At 70.6% G+C, this 17764-nt stretch carries 18 protein-coding genes; 9 read left to right on the top strand and 9 right to left on the bottom strand.

Annotated elements, in window-relative coordinates; genetic code table 11:
• Window position 1 precedes the first annotated feature (1 nt).
• The 4 genes from AB0J76_RS06850 to AB0J76_RS06835 all read left to right on the top strand — a co-directional run bounded on the left by AB0J76_RS06850 (window position 2) and on the right by AB0J76_RS06835 (window position 3611).
• Window positions 2–415: a roadblock/LC7 domain-containing protein gene (locus AB0J76_RS06850; RefSeq protein ID WP_201760494.1), complete on the top strand. Its 414-nt coding sequence runs from the start codon at window positions 2–4 to the stop codon at window positions 413–415.
• A 19-nt stretch (window positions 416–434) separates the two neighbouring features.
• A complete protein-coding gene (locus AB0J76_RS06845) occupies window positions 435–839 on the top strand; it encodes a DUF742 domain-containing protein (protein ID WP_055507219.1) in 405 nt (134 codons plus the stop codon).
• A gap of 7 nt (window positions 840–846) precedes the next feature.
• Window positions 847–1398 carry an ATP/GTP-binding protein gene (locus tag AB0J76_RS06840; RefSeq protein WP_352321483.1) on the top strand — a complete coding sequence of 184 codons (552 nt, stop codon included), beginning with the start codon at window positions 847–849 and terminating at the stop codon, window positions 1396–1398.
• Between the two features lie 131 nt (window positions 1399–1529).
• Window positions 1530–3611, top strand: coding sequence for a SpoIIE family protein phosphatase (locus tag AB0J76_RS06835; protein WP_352321459.1), 2082 nt, complete (start codon window positions 1530–1532; stop codon window positions 3609–3611).
• A 21-nt stretch (window positions 3612–3632) separates the two neighbouring features.
• Here AB0J76_RS06835 and AB0J76_RS06830 read toward each other — a convergent pair whose 3' ends face one another.
• Together AB0J76_RS06830 and AB0J76_RS06825 are read right to left on the bottom strand one after the other, a co-directional pair.
• Complete coding sequence (locus AB0J76_RS06830) at window positions 3633–4406, bottom strand: ABC transporter ATP-binding protein (RefSeq protein WP_352321461.1); 774 nt, start codon at window positions 4404–4406, stop codon at window positions 3633–3635.
• A 105-nt stretch (window positions 4407–4511) separates the two neighbouring features.
• Window positions 4512–5804: a flavin-dependent oxidoreductase gene (locus AB0J76_RS06825; RefSeq protein WP_352321462.1), complete on the bottom strand. Its 1293-nt coding sequence runs from the start codon at window positions 5802–5804 to the stop codon at window positions 4512–4514.
• Between the two features lie 82 nt (window positions 5805–5886).
• Between AB0J76_RS06825 and AB0J76_RS06820 the strand changes: the two genes are divergently transcribed.
• Complete coding sequence (locus AB0J76_RS06820) at window positions 5887–6321, top strand: pyridoxamine 5'-phosphate oxidase family protein (RefSeq protein WP_352321464.1); 435 nt, start codon at window positions 5887–5889, stop codon at window positions 6319–6321.
• On the opposite strand, the gene AB0J76_RS06815 is transcribed toward AB0J76_RS06820, so the two are convergent.
• Genes AB0J76_RS06815 through AB0J76_RS06805 form a run of 3 tightly spaced genes read right to left on the bottom strand, consistent with a single transcriptional unit; the run spans window position 6308 to window position 8819 of the window.
• Window positions 6308–7132 carry an ABC transporter permease subunit gene (locus AB0J76_RS06815; protein ID WP_352321466.1) on the bottom strand — a complete coding sequence of 275 codons (825 nt, stop codon included), beginning with the start codon at window positions 7130–7132 and terminating at the stop codon, window positions 6308–6310. The genes AB0J76_RS06820 and AB0J76_RS06815 overlap by 14 nt on opposite strands.
• Window positions 7129–7947 carry an ABC transporter permease subunit gene (locus tag AB0J76_RS06810; protein WP_352321468.1) on the bottom strand — a complete coding sequence of 273 codons (819 nt, stop codon included), beginning with the start codon at window positions 7945–7947 and terminating at the stop codon, window positions 7129–7131. The genes AB0J76_RS06815 and AB0J76_RS06810 overlap by 4 nt, the downstream gene beginning before the upstream one ends.
• On the bottom strand, window positions 7944–8819 hold the full coding sequence (locus AB0J76_RS06805; protein ID WP_364389040.1) for an ABC transporter substrate-binding protein: 876 nt from the start codon (window positions 8817–8819) through the stop codon (window positions 7944–7946). The genes AB0J76_RS06810 and AB0J76_RS06805 overlap by 4 nt, the downstream gene beginning before the upstream one ends.
• A 765-nt stretch (window positions 8820–9584) precedes the next feature.
• On the opposite strand from AB0J76_RS06805, the gene AB0J76_RS06800 reads away from it, so the two are divergent.
• The 4 genes from AB0J76_RS06800 (at window position 9585) to AB0J76_RS06785 (ending at window position 13816) form a co-directional block, all read left to right on the top strand.
• Window positions 9585–12404, top strand: a complete 2820-nt coding sequence (locus tag AB0J76_RS06800) for a nitrate- and nitrite sensing domain-containing protein (protein ID WP_364389037.1) — start codon at window positions 9585–9587, stop codon at window positions 12402–12404.
• A complete protein-coding gene (locus AB0J76_RS06795) occupies window positions 12401–12823 on the top strand; it encodes a roadblock/LC7 domain-containing protein (protein WP_020546542.1) in 423 nt (140 codons plus the stop codon). The genes AB0J76_RS06800 and AB0J76_RS06795 overlap by 4 nt, the downstream gene beginning before the upstream one ends.
• A gap of 71 nt (window positions 12824–12894) precedes the next feature.
• Window positions 12895–13242: a DUF742 domain-containing protein gene (locus AB0J76_RS06790; RefSeq protein WP_352350491.1), complete on the top strand. Its 348-nt coding sequence runs from the start codon at window positions 12895–12897 to the stop codon at window positions 13240–13242.
• 7 nt (window positions 13243–13249) lie between these two features.
• Window positions 13250–13816, top strand: coding sequence for an ATP/GTP-binding protein (locus AB0J76_RS06785; RefSeq protein ID WP_352329408.1), 567 nt, complete (start codon window positions 13250–13252; stop codon window positions 13814–13816).
• 25 nt (window positions 13817–13841) lie between these two features.
• On the opposite strand, the gene AB0J76_RS06780 is transcribed toward AB0J76_RS06785, so the two are convergent.
• The 4 genes from AB0J76_RS06780 to AB0J76_RS06765 are packed head-to-tail and all read right to left on the bottom strand — an operon-like array spanning window position 13842 to window position 17413.
• Window positions 13842–14846, bottom strand: a complete 1005-nt coding sequence (locus tag AB0J76_RS06780) for a methyltransferase (protein ID WP_352329410.1) — start codon at window positions 14844–14846, stop codon at window positions 13842–13844.
• Window positions 14847–14862: 16 nt separating this feature from the next.
• Window positions 14863–15654: an ABC transporter permease subunit gene (locus AB0J76_RS06775; RefSeq protein WP_352329412.1), complete on the bottom strand. Its 792-nt coding sequence runs from the start codon at window positions 15652–15654 to the stop codon at window positions 14863–14865.
• The gene (locus AB0J76_RS06770) at window positions 15651–16427 is read right to left on the bottom strand and encodes an ABC transporter permease (protein WP_352329414.1); all 777 of its coding nucleotides are present in this window, start codon (window positions 16425–16427) and stop codon (window positions 15651–15653) included. The genes AB0J76_RS06775 and AB0J76_RS06770 overlap by 4 nt, the downstream gene beginning before the upstream one ends.
• The gene (locus AB0J76_RS06765; protein WP_352329415.1) at window positions 16427–17413 is read right to left on the bottom strand and encodes an ABC transporter substrate-binding protein; all 987 of its coding nucleotides are present in this window, start codon (window positions 17411–17413) and stop codon (window positions 16427–16429) included. Before AB0J76_RS06765 ends, AB0J76_RS06770 begins: the two co-directional genes overlap by 1 nt.
• Window positions 17414–17764 lie beyond the last annotated feature (351 nt).

Here is a 17764-nt window from a genome sequence, read left to right as displayed (position 1 = left end):
GATGAGCCAGGGAGCGCGTGGCATCAGCTGGCTGATCACCGACTTCGTGAACAACGTGCCGGGCGTCGCGCACACCGTCGTGGTGTCGTCCGACGGCCTGCCGCTGGCCTTCTCGGAGGGTTTCCCCAAGGACCGGGCCGACCAGCTCGCCGCGGTCGCCTCGGGCGTGATCAGTTTGACGCAGGGCGCCGCGCGGGTCTTCGAGGGCGGCATGGTCACCCAGACCGTCATCGAGATGCAGCGCGGGCTGTTGATGATCATGTCCATCAGCGACGGGTCCTGTCTGGCCGTCCTCGCGGCTCCCGACTGTGACATGGGACTCGTGGCCTACCAGATGACGCTGCTGGTCGAGCGCGCCGGTCAGGTGCTCACCCCGGCCGTACGCGCTGAGCTGCAAGCGGCCCGCCCCCGCTAGCGGGCGGTGACAGGAGATCATGGTGTCAGGTCAGGGTTGGGCTGGTGATAGCACTCCGCCGCATCCGGCGGCCCCTCGTCCGCAGAAGCCGAGTTCCCTGGTACGGCCCTATGCCGTGACCGGGGGGCGCACCGCGCCGCGGATGAAGTTCGCCATGGAGGCTTTGGTGTCCTCCGTGACGTCGGAATACCAAGACATTTCCCTACTGAGTCCGGAGTATCAGGCGATCATCCAGCTGACCCGGAACGTCCGGTCGGTTGCCGAGATCTCCGCCCTTTTACGCCAGCCCCTTGGTGTGGTCCGGGTGCTGATCGCCGACATGGCGTCGGAGGGCCTGATCCGCGTGCACCAGCCTGCGCTGGACGCGGGAAAGCCGGACCTCAACTTGCTCGAAAGGGTGCTCAGTGGACTTCGCAGGCTCTAGCCCCGGTCTGACCTCGACGAAAATCGTCGTGGCCGGGGGCTTCGGCGTGGGGAAGACGACGTTCGTGGGAGCGGTCTCGGAGATCCTGCCGCTCACCACGGAAGCGGTCATGACGGACGCCTCGGCCCACGTCGACGACGTCTCGCTCACGCCGAACAAGACGACCACCACCGTGGCGATGGACTTCGGACGTGTGTCGCTGGACCGCGACCTGATCCTCTACCTGTTCGGCACGCCCGGACAGCACCGGTTCTGGTTCATGTGGGACGACCTCGTGCGCGGCGCGATCGGCGCCGTCGTGCTGGTGGACACGCGCCGTCTGGCGGACAGCTTCCCCGCCATCGACTACTTCGAAGAGGCCAAGCTGCCCTTCGTCATCGGCATCAACGGCTGGGACGGCCAGTTCGCCCACGCGGAGGACGAGATCCGCGAGGCCCTGTCCGTCGGCGGGCACATCCCGATCGTCCGCCTCGACGCCCGCCAGCGCGACACGGTGAAATCCACCCTGATCACGCTGGTGGAGCACGCGCTCACCCGCCACTCCACCACGCCGGTATAGCCCGACGCGCCCCGGGCGCGCGCATCCCGATCCGCGCGCGCCCGCCGACGGGGCGGCAGCCGCGCCGACCTGTGCCGACCTGTGCCGACCTGCGCCGATGGACGGGCCGCGGGTGGGGAACGAATGACGGCATGTCCACACCTGAGAGTGAGGCGGACCCCACGGCGGTCGTCGTGGCCGACGCCGAGGGCGTCGTGGTCGGCTGGACCCGCGCGGCGCAGCAGCTCTTCGGCCACCGGGCCCCCGACGTGCTCGGCCACGGCCTCGGCCTGCTGCTCGCGCCGGACGACGCGCGATCACCCCTGCGGGCCGGGCCAGAGCACTGGTCGGGGCAGCGGCCGGAGCACTGGCCGGAGGACTGGTCGGGGCAGCGGCCGGAGCACTGGCCGGAGCACTGGTCGGGGCTGCAGGAGATCCGCCGCCGCGACGGCTCCCGGCTGCTCGCGCACGTCGAGGGCGCCCGGCTGCGCGCGCTCGACGGCCGGGCGTCCTGGCTGCTGACCGTCCGGCCGGTGGCCGGCGGCGGCCGTCCGGTGCTGGAGTCGCTGATGAGCCACACGCCCGTCGGCATGGCGATCTGGGACCTCGGCCTGCGCTGCGTCTGGCTGAACGACGCCGCCCGGCGCCTGCGCGTGGTCTTCCCCCACTACGAGGTGGGCCGCGCGCTGACCGATCCGCTGCCCGGCGCCGACACCCGCTCCGCCGTGGAGGCCATGCGCAGGGTGCTGGCCGACGGCGTCCCGCAGGTGGACCGGGAGGCGCGCTGGACGTCACCGGACCGGCACGTCGAACGCACCCTGTCGACCTCCCTGTTCCGCCTCGAAGGCGTGGACGGCCGCCCGCTCGGCGTGCACTCCGTCGCCATCGACATCAGCGACAGCCGCGCCCGCGACCGCCTGGCCCTGCTGCGCGCGGCCAGCGTGCGCGTCGGCAGCACCCTGGACGTCTGGAAGACCGCCCAGGAGCTGGCCGAGCTGGCCGTGCCGGCGCTGGCCGACTACGTCACCGTGGACCTGGCCGAACAGGTGCTGCCCGACACCGTGCCGTTGCAGCGGCTGGCCGCCACGGCGACGAGCGTGCCGGTGTTCCGCCGGGCGGGGGTGGCCTCGATCCACCAGGGGGTGCCCGAGTCGCTCTGGCCGCGCGGGCAGGCGGTGTTCGTGCCGCCGTCGTCGCCGTTCACGGCGGTCCTGGCGTCGGGGCGGGCGCACTTCGAGCCCGTGCTGGACACCTCGCCCGGCACCTGGCTCGACCAGGATCCCGAGCGGGCCAGGGTCATCCGCGCCACCGGCATGCACACGCTGATCATCGTGCCGCTGGCGGCCAGGGGAGAGGTGCTGGGGATCGCGGTGTTCGTCCGCACCGACAACCGGGAGCCGTTCACCAGGGACGACCTGCTGCTCGCCGAGGAGCTGGGCACGCGGGCGGCGCTGAGCCTGGACAACGCGTGGCGTTACACCCGCGAGCGCAACGCGGCGCTCGCCCTCCAGCGCGACCTGCTGCCGCGGAACCTGACCGGCGGCGGCGCGGTGGACCTGGCCACGCGCTACCTGCCCGCCGACGTCCACGAGGGCGTCGGCGGCGACTGGTTCGACGCGATCCCGCTGGGCGGCGGGCGGGTCGCCCTGGTCGTCGGCGACGTGACCGGGCACGGCATCAACGCCGCCGCCACCATGGGACGCCTGCGCACCGCCGTGCGCACCCTCGCCTACGTGGGCCTGCCCCCGGACGAGCTGCTCGCCCACCTCGACGCCCTGGTCGTCCGGCTGGCCGAGGAGGACGCCGACGCCGGCGGCCTGCCACCCGACCTCACCGGCGCCACCTGCCTGTACGCCGTGTACGACCCCGCCACCCGGCGCTGCGCGATGGCGGCGGCCGGCCACCCGCCCCCGGCGATCGTCACCCCGGACGGCGCGGTCACCTTCCCGCGCCCGCCCACCGGCACCCCGATCGGCCTGGGCCTGGGCGACTTGCGCCCGCTCGACCTGGAACTGCGCCCCGGCAGCCTGATCGCGCTCTACACCGACGGCCTGATCGAGACCCGCGAGGCCGACATCGAGGCGGGCATCGACCGCCTGGCTGCCGCGCTGACCGCAGCCGTGACCGCAGCTCCCGGGCTGGACGACTTCTGCACCTCGGTCATCAGCGCCATGACCGGCGACCGGCCACCGGAGGACGACATCGCCCTGCTGGTGGCCCGCACCCGCGGCTGAGACCGCGCGCCCGCCCGCGGGTCAGACGGTGGCGGCGTGGCCGCGCACCAGACGGCCGACCTCGGCGCGCAGGTGCACGAAGTCGGGGTGCTCGCGGGTGGTGATCTGGTCGCGCGGCGCGGGCAGGTCGACCTTGAGGTCGCCGACCACGTGCGCGGGGGCCTTCGACAACACCACGACGCGGTCGCCGACGTAGACGCTCTCGTCGATGTCGTGGGTGATGAGCACGATCGTCATCTGGTGGTGGCCGCGCACCTTCAGCACGAGGTCTTCCAGGTCTTCGCGGGTCTGGGCGTCGACCGAGCCGAACGGCTCGTCCATGAGCATGAGCGAGGGCCGGTAGGCCAGCGCCCGCGCGATCGCCACCCGCTGCTGCATGCCGCCGGAGAGCTGGAACGGGTACTTCTTCTCGGCGCCCTGGAGCCCGACCGACTCCAGCGCCTCCTGGGCGGCCTCGCGGCGCTGCTGCTTGTCCATGCCCCTGCGGCGCAGCGGCAGGGCCACGTTGTCGGCCACCGACATCCACGGGAACAGCGAGCGGCTGTAGTCCTGGAAGACCACCGCCAGGTTGTCGGGAGTCTGCCGCACCAGCTCGCCCTCGACCCTGATCTCGCCGCCCGTCGGCCTGATCAGCCCGGCGATGGAGCGCAGCAGGGTGGACTTCCCGGCCCCCGACGGCCCGACGATGCACAGCAGCTCGCCCGCGGCGACGCTCAGGTTCAGCCCTTCGATGGCGTGGTGAGCGTTGGGGCCACCGCCGCCGTACACGTGGGAGAGGTTCTCGATCTCGAGCATGGATGTCCTAGGGGGCGAGGCCGCGAGCGGAGGACCGACTCGGGAAGCCGGAAATGTCGGTATGGCTCTACGGTGTCGGATCTTACCCTTGAGTCTTCGCGGCTGTCATGGGATGCGTACGCTCCACGACTCCCGCTCGTTCAGCGCCCGGACGTCGGCGTCGGAGATACGCCGCTGCGCCCCGGCCATGGCGGCCAGCTCGGCCTCCGTCAGCACGTCGGCGATGTCGGCGAACCCGTCGGGCGCGCGCTCGGTCACCAGCCCGATCGTATCCTCGATGGGCAACGCCCGATGCGCCAGCACCAGCGCCGACGTGGGCGGACGCCGTTCCTCCTCGTACGCCTTGAGCGCCGTGACCGGGTCCCCGCACGTCGCCAGGCACCGGGCCAGCACCCGCGCGTCGAGCACCGCCTGCGAGCCGCCGTTCGAGCCGATCGGGTACATCGGGTGCGCGGCGTCGCCCAGCAGCGTCACCCGGCCCTCTCCCCAGACGGGCAGCGGGTCGCGGTCCACCATCGGGTACTCCAGGATGCGTGGGGAGGCCGCGAGCAGCCCCTGGACGTCGGCCGGCCGGTACCGCCAGCCGGCGAAGTGCGCGGCCACCTCCTCCAGCCGGCCCTCACGCGACCAGTCGGCCTCCGCGGCGACGCCGGGCTCGGCCACCTTGACCTCGGCCACCCAGTTGACCAGCCGGGGGTTCCTGGCCGAGATGTGGTAGGTGACGAACTTCCCGGCCCGGTTGGAGCCGCCCACCAGCACGGTGGCGCCGTCCAGGACGGGGTCGGCCTCGGCCACCCCGCGCCACATCCTGATGCCCGCCCACAGCAGGGGGTCGTCCGACGGGTGCAGCAGCGCCCGTACCGTGGACTGCACGCCGTCCGCGCCGACGAGCACGTCCACGCGTTCCTCCACGAGCTCGCCGCCCTGCCGGAGCCGGACGAGGACCTCCTCGCCGTCCTGCTCGAAGCCCTCCAGCCGGACGCCCGTCCGCACCGGGACGGCGCGTTCCTCGACCGCGGCCAGCAGCGCCATCTGCAGCTCGCCCCGGTGGATGCTGTACTGCGGCCAGCGGTAGCCGGCCGAGCGCCCGCGCGGCAGCGCCAGGATCACGTTGCCGTGCCGGTCGGCGAAGGTCATGAAGGTCGTCTCCACGCCCAGCGCGGCCAGCTCGCCGGCCAGCCCCAGCTCGGTCAGCTCCCGTACGGCGTGCGGTTGCAGGTTGATCCCGACGCCGAGCGGCCTCAGCGTGGCGGCCGCCTCCACGACCACGCACTCCAGCCCGGCCGCCGCCAGGCTGAGCGCGGTGGTGAGCCCGCCGATCCCGGCGCCCACGACCATCGTCCTCACGTCGCCCCCAGTGGTCTCGATCCGGTCCCACGTGTCCCTGACGGGGAACATGACGATAAGTTTCTCGCCCTTTGCAGGCCGAAGACCAGAGTTATCCCATTAACCTCGTTCCTATCTGGGTGTGAGGTGTGTGATGCGCGGATTCAGTGACGGGGAGTTCGCCTACCTGCTCGAGCACGACATGGCGCGGCTCGCCACGGCGGGAGCAGGGGGAACGCCGCACGTCGTGCCCGTGCGCATCCATCTCCAGCCGGACCGCGGCATGATCGCGGTCGGCTCCCGCCTGCTGCCCGGCGGCGTGCGTCCCCGGCGGTACCGCCGCGACGTCAGGGACAACCCCGAGGTCTCGCTCGTCGTGGACGACTTCACCGAGGACGGGCCGCGCGGCGTCCTCGTCCAGGGGGTCGGGCGGGTCCACGCCAAGGGCGGTGAACGGCTGAAACCCGGGTACGAGCCGGTGTGGGTGGAGATCATGCCGCTGGCGGTCGCGTCATGGGGCATCGACTCGGGCGCCTACGAGCCGCCGCGCAGCCGTTCGGTCGCCGCCGGCACGTTCACTGCTCCGTGAGCCGCTGCGCGCCGAGGTGCCAGGCCAGCACCCGCCGCTCGGCCACCAGGAACAGCTCGTTGAGCAGGTAGCCCAGCACGCCGAGCAGCACGATCCCGGCCCACATCGCGGGCAGGTCGAACGTCGAGTACGCGGTGGTGAGCTGGAACCCGATGCCGTTGGAGGCCCCGGGCAGCAGCTCGGCGAAGACCATGACGATCAGCGAGAGCGACAACGACAGCCGCAGCCCGGCGAACATCTTCGGCAGCGCCGACGGCAGGACGACCCGCAGCAGGCGTTCGGTCCTCGACAGCCGGAACACCCGCCCGGTGTCCAGGTGCAGCGGATCGACCGCCCGCGCGCCGTCGGCGGTGTTGAGCAGCACCGGCCACACGACGCTGAACATGATGAACGCCAGCTGCATGCGCAGCCCGAAGCCGAACACCACCAGGAACACGGTGACCAGCGCGGGCGGCGGGATCGCGCGCAGGAACTGCAGCACGCCGTCGAGATAGTCGTAGACCCGCGCCGACAGCCCGAACGCCAGCCCGAGCACCACCCCGGCCACCGCCCCGCCGGCGAACCCGGCGGCCATCCGGCCCAGGCTCGGCAGGACGTCGTCCATCGCCGCGCCGGTCAGGAACAGGCTGCCGGGCGGGCCGGAGAACCACATCTGGTGCATCCGGGCCACGATCGTCGTCGGCGGCGGGAAGAACGAGCTGCCCGCCAGCCGCGTGCCCGCCTCCCAGGCCAGGACCAGCACGGCCAGCACGGCCACCCGGAACGCCGTGCCGCGCGTGCGCCCGCGCGCCGACGGCCCGCGCCCGGTCACGACCCCTCCGTCAGCCGGGCGTGGTGCCAGCGGAAGGCGCGCTGCTCGGCCGCCACCAGCAGCGCGTTGACCAGCACGCCGAACAGCCCCACCCAGAACACCCCGGCCAGGATGTCGGTCATCCTGGCCGGGACCGCGATCCCGGCGAAGAAGATGAACACGCCGATGCCCTCCCCGCGCCCGGCCACGATCTCGGTGCTGACGGTCAGGATGAGCGCCACGGACGCCGCCAGCCGCACGCCCGTGGCGATGAACGGCGCCGCCGACGGCAGGCTGACGCGCAGCAGCACCGACAGCGGGCCGAAGCCGTAGGAGCGCAGGGTCTCCTTGGCCACGGGGTCGACGCCGCGCAGGCCGTACATGGTGTTGTAGAGGATGGGCCACATGGCGGCGTAGAGCACGAGCGTGACGCGGAGCTGCAGGCCGGTGCCGATCACGAGGGCGACCAGCGGGATCAGCGCCACCGAGGGGATCGGCCGCAGGAACTCCACCACCGAGCGGGTGGCGGCGTCGATCACCGGCACGCTGCCGAGCAGCAGCCCGAGCGGCACCGCCACCAGCACCGCCAGGCCGAGCCCGAGGGCCCAGGCCAGCAGGCTGGTGCGGGCGTGGGTCAGGAAGGCCGGATCGGCGAGCAGCGCCAGGCCGCGCCCGACGATCCGCGTGGCCGGCGGCAGCACCTCGGCGTCCACCAGCCCCGACCGGCTCAGCAGCTCGACGAGGACGGCGAAGCCGGCCGCCCCCGCCGCCCGGCGCGACCACCGCGTGGCGGCGCCGGCCGGACGGCGGACGACGCCCGTCGCAGTACTGCTCACCCCGACGTCGTCGGCGACATCAACGTCTTGACGTCGATCTCCTTGCCCAGCCACTTGGCCTCCCACATCCAGTCGGCCACCCGCTGCAGCCGCACCGGGTTGTCGGAGCTGGAGAAGTAGGGGAAGGTGACCGTCGCCGCCGTGGACGCGTCGATCTGCGTGAAGTTCGGCAGCACCTTGGCCACCACCTCACGGTTGTTCTCCATCAGCTTGGCCGCGTTGTGGATGGCCCGCTGGAAGGCCGCCGCGGTCCTCGGGTTCTTCTCGTACCAGTCCTGGGTGCTGATGTATCCCGAGATCGGGAACTCCGCCGCCGGCCCGGAGGCCGGGTCGAGGATCTTGCGCGCGCCCATCGACGAGGTCGCCGCGGTGACCTGCGGCTCGCCCAGGTAGGCGGCGTCGATCTGGCCGCTCTTCCACGAGGCCATGATGTTCTGGAACGTCACGGGGACGTACTTGATCGTGGCGGGGTCGATGTTGTTGGCCTTGAGCACCTGGGTGAGCGCGAGCTCCTGGAAGTTGTGCAGGACGTTGACGTTGATCGTCTTGCCCGCGAGGTCCTTCGGCGTCTTGATGGGGGAGTTGGGCAGCGCCATGATGCTGAGCGAGTCGGGGGCGGCCCGGGAGCCCTCGGCGAGCACGTGGATCTTGATCGCCCCCTTGTCGTGCGCCTGGAACATCGACACGTAGTTGCCGAACATGGCGTCGATCTCGCCGTTGACCAGCATGGGGATCGCCTCGGGGGCGGCCTGGACGACCTGCGGGGTGACGTCGAGACCCTCCTGCTCGAAGAGCTTCTGGTCGATGGCGACGTAGATGGCGGCACTGTCGATGGCGGGCAGGGTGGCGATCTTGAGCTTCGTCTTCTCCAAGGCGCCGCCGCCGCCGTTCGCGGAGGCGGAGGGTGGTGCGCTGGCGGTGGTTGAGCCGCCGGTGCTGCACGCTACGGCGCCTAAAGTCACAGCGAACCCGATGATGGCGGCCTTGGCGGAGCGGCCAAGCCTCATGTCAGGGACTCCCTTCAAGACGTGGAGCCGGGGGGACCGGGTGGCTGAACTGCCCCCGGGGCTGAGTGCCTGACGAACAAGCAGGAATCGACCGTAGCACCACATTGGCAGTCATTATCAAGAAAATGACTCTTGTGGTTGCAATGTCCGTTTGCCGCTCTATCGTAAATAGAGGCGTGAGATGTCTTTGTCCGTTTTGGGAAAGAGGGTGGCGACCGGGGCGTCTGTTACTGGTGGGACAAGCTGATGTGGATCGTTCCGCGGGCGGAAGGGGGCTTGCGGAACACGTTTCGGCTGCCCGTTTTTGCAGGTAAACGGCGGTCTACCAATTTTGTCACAATTTTTGGACAATCCGGGATATAAGCCTCAGAGGGGCACTATAGGTGGTTGGTCCTGACCGGCACCTGTGCTCAAATGGCCCTCATCTCGATTGTACATATTGCCCCACGTGCATTTACCTGCATGGTCTTCGAGAATTCCCCTCCGGGGCGAGAGGTTGCGAGGCAAGTGAGAACGCAGAGCGCTGAAGCTTCCGCTGACCGCGAGCCGCACGGGCACCAGAAGCGACGGCTGCCCAAACCTGCTTCTAACAGGTTCGGATTGGGCAATTGGCACGTACGATCGCGCCTCGTGGCGTTGATCGTCGTGCCCACGGCTGTCGCGGTGGGCCTGGGCGGGCTGAACGTGATCACCTCCCTCAGGGACGCCAACACCTACCAGACACTGAGAGAGGTGGCCGAGCTCAGCGAGCAGCTCGGCGCCGTCACACACGAACTGGCCTTCGAACGGGACGAGACCGCTCTCTACATCGCCCAAGGCCGTCCGGAGAGCCGCGCGGCCCAGCTCCGCACCACCTACAGCGGGGTCGACAACCTCATCGACGAGGCCAAGGTGCGGGCCGGCGCCCTCACCGACACCCACGCCGACTCCGTACGCCCGGTGCTGCGCCGCCTGGAGGAGATCCAGACCCTGCGCGACACCGCCGTCAAGGGCAAGATCCAGCCGCTGCCGATGATCCAGAAGTACTCCCAGATCATCTCCACCCTCCTGCAGTTCCACGACCAGGTGGGACAGGTCGCGGTGGACGACGACATCTCCCACAGCGCCAGCTCCATGGCGGCCATCGCGCGCGCGAAGGAGCAGGCGTCCAAGCAGCGGGGCATCCTGGCCAGCGCCCTGGACAAGAAGAGCTTCGACAGCGGCGAGCTCGACGCGCTCTCCGACGCCAAGGCGCGCGAGGAGAGCGAGGAGACCCTGTTTGCCACCCTCGCCAGCATCGACCAGCTGGAGCTCTACCGGGACACCGTGGTGGGCAGGGACGTCGACCAGACCGACCTGTTCCGGCTGCGGGCCATGGCCCAGTCCGTCGAGGCCAAGCCCCTGAGCATCGGCGTACGGCCGGACAAGGACGTCGGCACCTGGTTCGACGTCAGCACCGGCAAGATCGACGCCCTGCGCAGCGTGGAGAAGTCGCTGGCCTCCTCGGTCATCCTGCGGGCCCGCGCCCTGGAGGAGGCGGCCAACCGGTCGGCGCTGATCTCCGGCGTGCTCATCATGATCCTGCTGATCGTGGTGCTGATCATCATCACCTTCATCGCCCGCTCGCTCATCCGGCCGCTGCGCCGGCTGCGCGGCGAGGCCCTGGACATCGCCGGCAAACGCCTGCCGGAGACCGTGCGGGCGCTCCGCGAGGCGGGGGACGGCAAGGTCGGGCCCGTCCCGCCGATCGGGGTGGACACCCACGACGAGATCGGCGAGGTGGCCCGCGCCTTCGACGAGGTCCACCGCGAGGCGGTCCGGCTGGCCGGTGAGGAGGCGCGGCTGCGCTCGAACGTCAACGCGATGTTCGTGAACCTGTCGCGGCGCAGTCAGACGCTGGTGGAGCGGCAGATCACCCTGATCGACGGTCTGGAGCAGGGTGAGCAGGACGAGCAGCGGCTCGGCAACCTGTTCAAGCTGGACCACCTGGCCACGCGTATGCGGCGCAACAGTGAGAACCTGCTGGTGCTGGCCGGTCAGGACCCGCCGCGGCGCTGGAGCCAGCCGGTCAAGCTGGTCGACGTCGCCCGCGCCTCCCTGTCGGAGGTCGAGAGCTACGAGCGCGTCGTGCTCCAGGTGCCCGACGGCGTGTCGGTGGCCGGCCAGGCCGTCAACGACGTCATCCACCTGCTGGCCGAGCTGGTGGAGAACGCGCTGTCGTTCTCGCCGCGCGAGACCCGGGTGGCGGTGTCGGGCAGCAGGATCGACGGCGGCGGCGTGATGTTGTCGATCACCGACTCCGGCATCGGCATGACCCCCGAGGAGCTGGCCCAGGCCAACGACCGCCTCACCGACTCGCCCAGCGTCGACGTGTCAGTCTCGCGGCGGATGGGCCTGTTCGTGGTCGCCAGGCTGGCCCACCGGCACGGCATCAGGGTGCAGCTCCGTCCGCACAGCTCGGGCGGGCTGACCGCCATGGTGCTCGTCCCGGAGAACATGCTCGGCACGCAGCCGCCCGGGTTCGCGGGCATGCAGCCGGCGGCGGCCGAGAGCACGTCCGGGAGCGAGCCGTACGTGGGGCCGCACGCGGCGCCACCGGCCACCGACTGGCCGCCGGTCTCGGCTCCCCCCGAGGCCGACTGGCCCGCGGCCGCCTCCGCCGGCGCCGACTGGCCGCCCGCGCCGCCCGCGCCGGGAGCCGACTGGCCGCAGGCGCCGCTCACCCCGGCGGCCGACTGGCCGCAGGCGCCCCCGGCCGCCGGACAGGACTGGCCGCGGCCCACCTACCAGATGGGCCCCGCGCACCCGTCGTACCCGTCGAACCCGGAGGCGGGGGGCAACTGGCCGCAGTGGCCGTCGTCCGACGGCTGGCCCGCCGACCCGCACGGCGGCGGCTTCGACAGCCACGACATCTGGTCGCCGCCGCGCAACAACGGCGATCGCGGGCTGCCCAGGCGTCCCGCGGCCGAGCCCCCGCCGCCCTGGAAGCAGGACGGCCTCCAGCGCCCGCGGCCCGACTTCCCCGAGACCGAGGCGGCGGCCACCGGCCCGATCCCGCCCGTGCCGCCCGCCTCCGCCGGGGACGACTACCTGCCGATCTTCGCCGCCGTCGAGTCGGCCTGGTTCGGGCGCGACGAGGGCGGCTGGGGCTCGACGAAGGCCGACGCCGGCTGGAGCGCGGCCCAGGCGGTGACCGAGCCGGCCCGCGACGGCACGACCGCGGCCGGCCTGCCCAAACGGGTGCCCAAGGCGAACCTGGTGCCGGGCTCGGCCGACACCTCCGCCTCGCCCAAGGGCGTGTCCCCGATGCCCTCGGTCTCGCCGGACCGGGTGCGGAACAGGTTGTCCAGCTTCCAGCAGGGCTTCCGGGCGGCCCGCGACGACATCACCGAGGGCAGGGCGTTCCAGCCGGGCCCTCGTGGCTCCTACAACGGTGAAGCCCACAACAGTGACAGAGAGGAGGGCGCATGAACGACCTGAGCCACGCGGCGCGCGGAGTCGACTGGTTGATCACCGACTTCGTCAGCACGGTCCCCGGTGTGGCACATGCGGTGGTCGTCTCGTCCGACGGGTTGCCGCTTGCGGCCTCGTCGGGCTTCCCGGCTGACCGGGCCGACCAGCTGGCCGCCATCGCGTCGGGACTGGTGAGCCTGACGCAGGGTGCGGCCAGGGTGTTCGAGGGGGGTGCGGTCAACCAGACGATCGTGGAGATGCAGCGCGGGCTGATGCTGATCATGTCGATCAGCGACGGCTCGTGTCTGGCGGTCCTGGCGGCTCCGGACTGTGACATGGGGCTGGTGGCGTACCAGATGACCCTGATGGTCGATCGCGCCGGTCAGGTGCTCACTCCGGCGGTGCGGGCCGAGTTGCGCGCCAGCCAGACCAGGTGATGTAGGTGACGGACCAGAGATGGAACAGCGGCGGCTGGGCGCCTCCGCCCAAGCCACAGCCCCAGTCGCAGCTGCACCCCGACCCCGCCTCACCCGTCCGCCCGTACGCGGTGACGGGTGGGCGGACGGCGCCCAGGGTCAAGCTGGCGATGGAGGCCCTGGTGTCGTCGGCGACCGCCGAGCACCGGGAGTTCTCCCACATCACGCCGGAGTACCAGGCGATCAGCCAGCTGTGCAGGCAGGTCAGGTCCGTGGCCGAGGTGTCGGCGCTGCTGCGGATCCCGCTGGGCGTGGTGCGTGTTCTGATCGCCGACATGGCGGCCGAGGGCCTGGTCCGCGTGCATCAGCCACAGCTGGACGCCGGCAGGCCGGACGTTAATCTGCTCGAAAGGGTGCTCAGTGGACTTCGCAGGCTCTAGCCCCGGCTTGACTTCAACGAAGATCGTGGTGGCCGGCGGTTTCGGGGTGGGCAAGACGACGTTCGTCGGCGCGGTCTCGGAGATCATGCCGTTGACCACCGAGGCGGTGATGACCGACGCCTCCGCGGGGATCGACGACCTGGGCATGACGCCTCTGAAGTCGACCACGACCGTCGCGATGGACTTCGGCCGCGTCTCGCTCGACCGTGACCTGATCCTCTATCTGTTCGGCACGCCGGGCCAGCACCGGTTCTGGTTCATGTGGGACGACCTGGTGCGCGGCGCGATCGGCGCGGTCGTGCTGGTCGACACCCGCCGCCTGGCCGACAGTTTTCCCGCGATCGACTACTTCGAGGAGGCGCAGCTGCCGTTCGTGGTGGGCGTCAACGGCTGGGACGGCCAGTACCCGCACAGCGACGCCGAGGTCCGCGACGCCCTCACGCTGGCCCCCCACATCCCGCTCGTCCGGCTGGACGCCCGCTCCAAGGACTCGGTCAAGAGCGCTCTGATCCACCTGGTCGAGCACGCCCTGTCGATCAGGATGGCGGTGCCGGGCTGGAGCGGCGGCGGCTGATCCGGCCCGCCGCCGCCCCTCGTGCTCAGCGCGGCCGGGCCTCGATGAGGCTGGCTCCCGAGCCCAGCTCGACGACCTCGGCCAGGCGCAGGTCCGCCCGGTCGAGCAGCGCCGTGTACTCCTCCCGGCTGCGCTCGGCGCCGCCGTCGAAGATCGCCAGCATCCGCATGTCGATGTCCTTGCCCAGGTGCGGCGCCTCGTCGTCGGGCAGCACCACCTCCAGCACCAGGACGCGGCCGCCGGGGTTCATCGCCCGCCGGACGTTGCGCAGGATCGTGACGGCGTCCTCGTCGTCCCAGTTGTGCAGGACGCTGGCCAGCAGGTAGACGTCGCCGCCCGCCGGCACCTCGGTGAAGAAGTCGCCGGTGACGACCTCGCTCCGCTCGCCCAGCCCCTCGGCGGCCAGCAGCTCCCTGGCCCGGTCGGCCACGTGCTCCAGGTCGAACAGGATGCCGCGCATGTCCGGGTTGGCGTGCAGGACCGTGGCCAGGATGTGGCCCTTGCCGCCGGCCACGTCCACCATGGTCGCGGTGGCCGGGAAGTCGTACCGCTTGGCCAGGCCCTCGGTGAAGGGGATCGCGCGGGCGGTCATGTAGTCGTCGAACAGCTTGCCCGCCCCCGGGTTGGCCGCCAGGTAGTCGTACAGGTGGCCGTAGCGGGCGGCGAAGGCCGAGCCGCCGTCGCGGACGGTCGCGGGCAGGTTGCCCATGGCGTGCCAGAAGCCCTCCTCGCCGAGCATCCGGATCGACGAGCGCACCGAGTCCGGCACGTCCGACCGCAGCGCCGTGCCGCGCTCGGTCAGGTCGAAGGTGTCCGGCCCGGCGCCGCGGACCACGCCCATCCCGGCCAGCTCGCGCAGCACGCGGCGCAGCCTGGGGGCGTCGGCCTCGCAGCGGGCGGCCAGGTCGGCGGTGGTGAGCGGACCGTGGGCGAGATGGTCGGCCAGGCCGAGCTCCGCCATGGTCAGCAGAGCGGCGAAGCGCGAGATGTCGGCCACGGCCCCCCAGAGGAGGTCATCCGAGTGCGGCATGGGGTCCTTCCAGAAGTCAGACGTTGCGGTTGGCCTGCCGGTGCCACACCAGCAGGCGGCGCTCGGCCAGCACGAACAGCGAGTTCACCAGGTAGCCGAGGATGCCGAGCAGGGCGATCGCGGCCCACACGCCCGGCCCGTCGAAGCTGCGCTGGGCCTGCAGGAGCTGGTAGCCGATGCCGTCCGTGCTGCCGAACAGCTCGGAGATCACCATGAGGATCAGCGCCAGCGACAGGCTCAGCCGCAGCCCGGCGAAGATCTTCGGCGAGGCGGCGGGGAGCACGACCACGCGCAGGCGCTGTGCCTTGGACAGGCCGAACACGGTGGCGGTCTCGGTGTAGGTGCGGTCCACGGCCCGGACGCCCTCGATCGTGTTGAGCAGCACCGGCCAGATCACGCCGAACACGATCGTGGCGAGCTGCATGCTGAGCTGCGCGTGCTCGGTGCGCGCGAACAGCGCGACGAACAGCGGCAGCAGCAGCGGCGGCGGGATCGCCCGGCCGAACTCGAACAGCGCGTCCACGTAGTCGGTGGCCGCCTTGGAACGGCCGAGCGCCACGCCGAGCAGCACCCCGAGCAGCGAGGCCAGGATCCAGCCGCTGAACATGCGGCCGAGGCTGGGCAGGATGTTGCCGATCGCGTCCTCGGTGAGGAACAGGTGGGAGACGGGCCCGGAGAACCACATCTGGTACATGCTGGTGACGATGGTGAGCGGCGGCGGGAAGTCGCTGTCGTCGATGAGCCGCCCGAGCAGCTCCCAGACGACCAGCACCACCGGCACCACCCACAGCCTGGACAGCCGCCTCACGACTCCGACGCTCCCATCCGGACGCGGTGCCAGCGGAACAGCCGCCGCTCGCCGGCCAGCAGGACGAGGTTCGCGAACACCCCGAACGCCCCGGCCCAGAACGTCGCCGCCATGATCAGGTCCATCCGGTTGCCGCTGCCCGCCTGGATCGTGTAGACGCCGATCCCGGCCGTGCCGCCGGCCAGCAGCTCGGCGCTGACCGCGAGCACGAGCGCGATGCCGGCCGCGATCCTGATGCCGGTCGCGACGAACGGGGCGGCGCTCGGCAGGCTGACCCGGGCCAGCACGGCCAGGCGGCCGAAGCCGAAGCTGCGCAGGGACTCCTTGGCCAGCGGGTCCACGTCCTGCATGCCGTACAGAGTGTTGATCAGGATCGGCCACATGGACGCGTACACGATGACCGAGACCTTCATCAGGCCGTCCACCGGGATCAGCAGGATCGCCAGCGGGATGATCGCCACCGAGGGGATCGGGCGCATGAACTCCAGCAGCGGCCGGATCGCCCGCTCCACCGGCGGCACCGCCCCCAGCAGCACGCCCAGCGGCACGGCCACGGCGATGGCGGCGAGCAGGCCGAGCGCCCAGTTGGTGAGGGTGGTGACCAGGCCCTCGGTGAACACCGGGTCGGCGAGCAGGCGCACGGCTTCGTACAGGATCACGGAGGGCGCCGGGAAGATCACGCCGTCGCTGAGCGCGAAACGGATGACCAGCTCACCGGCGATGAGGAACCCCGCGGCGCCGGCGGCGCCGCGGAGCAGACGCGCGGTGTTCATCAGCTTGCAGGGGCGGCGATGACCGACTTCACGTCGACCGGGCTGGTGAGGTACTTGTACTCCAGCATCAGGTCGGCGACCTTCTGCAGCCGGTTCTCGTTCAGCTCGCTCGGGTACGTGCCGAGCGTGATCACCGAGGCCGTCTTGGCGTCGATCTTGGTGTACTTCGGCAGCGTCTCCTCGATGACCTTGCGGTCACTGGAGGCGAGCTGCTGCGCCTTGGCGATGGCCCGCTGGAAGGCGGCCAGCGTCTTCGGGTACTTCTGCACCCAGTCCTCGGTGGCCATCCAGCCGGCGATGGGGAAGTCCTCCGTCTGGCCGGTCATGGTGTCGGCGAGCTTGCGGAAGCCGAAGGTGCTCTGGTTGGCGGTGATGAAGGGCTCGGTCATCCAGCCCGCGTCCGCCTGCCCGGTGTTGATCGCGTTGCCCTGCTCCGGGAACGGCTTCTCCACGAACTTGACGTCGGTGTCGGCCAGACCGGCCACCTTGAGCTGCGTCTCCACGGCCAGGGTGGCGATGTTCTTGAGGTTGTTGACGTAGATCGTCTTGCCCTTGAGGTCAGACACCGTCTTGATGGGGGAGTCCTTGGGCACCATGATGTTGAACGTGTTAGGCGCGGCCTGGTACATGTCCGCGACCAGCTTGATCTTCTTGCCCTTGCTCACCGCGAGGAAGGTCGAGACGTAGTTGGTCTGCGAGATGTCGAGCGCGCCGCTCTCGATCTGCGGCAACGCCGCCGCGCCACCGGTGATGGTGACCGGCTCGACGGTCAGTCCCTCTTCCTTGAAGAAGCCCTTTTCGTTGGCAAGATAGACCGACACAACGTCGGGCACGGGGAGGGCGCCGACCTTGATGGTGGTCTTCTCCAGGCCCTTGCTGTTGGCCGAGCTCTTCGCGGTCTCGCCGCTGCCTCCGCCGCAGCCGGCAAGGGTGAGCGCCAGAGCCACGCCGACGACAATGGCGTGACCGCGCATAGTGCGTGTCATGGGGGGGTTCTCCTACCAGGGGGAAGTTCCGGAGATCGGCACGGGATGCCGGGCGTGAAGCGTACCGGAGCCGACTTCGGATCTACAGCGCTATGCCGCGTATATGTAGGTTTATCGCGAAAATATGACAAATCAGCGTTATAGATGTAAATCTGGAGATTAAGTATGCTTAGTGGTGATTTGTCCGTATTGGGACGGTGGTTGCGCTCCGTGTGCACTGGTATGCGACGTGAAGGGAGTGCGATGTGGAACGGTTGAAAACCACCGAAACGTTGGCCTAAGTATGAGGTTTGTGCTCAAATTGGGCCTCGAACTTGCCTGCGATCACTCGTCCGCGTGACGAAGCCGCTG

The organism is Nonomuraea sp. NPDC049624 (assembly GCF_040675255.1).
Taxonomy (GTDB): Bacteria; Actinomycetota; Actinomycetes; order Streptosporangiales; family Streptosporangiaceae; genus Nonomuraea.
The sequence above is the reverse complement of the archived record's forward strand: the minus strand, read 5'-3'. Positions and strand labels throughout refer to the sequence as shown.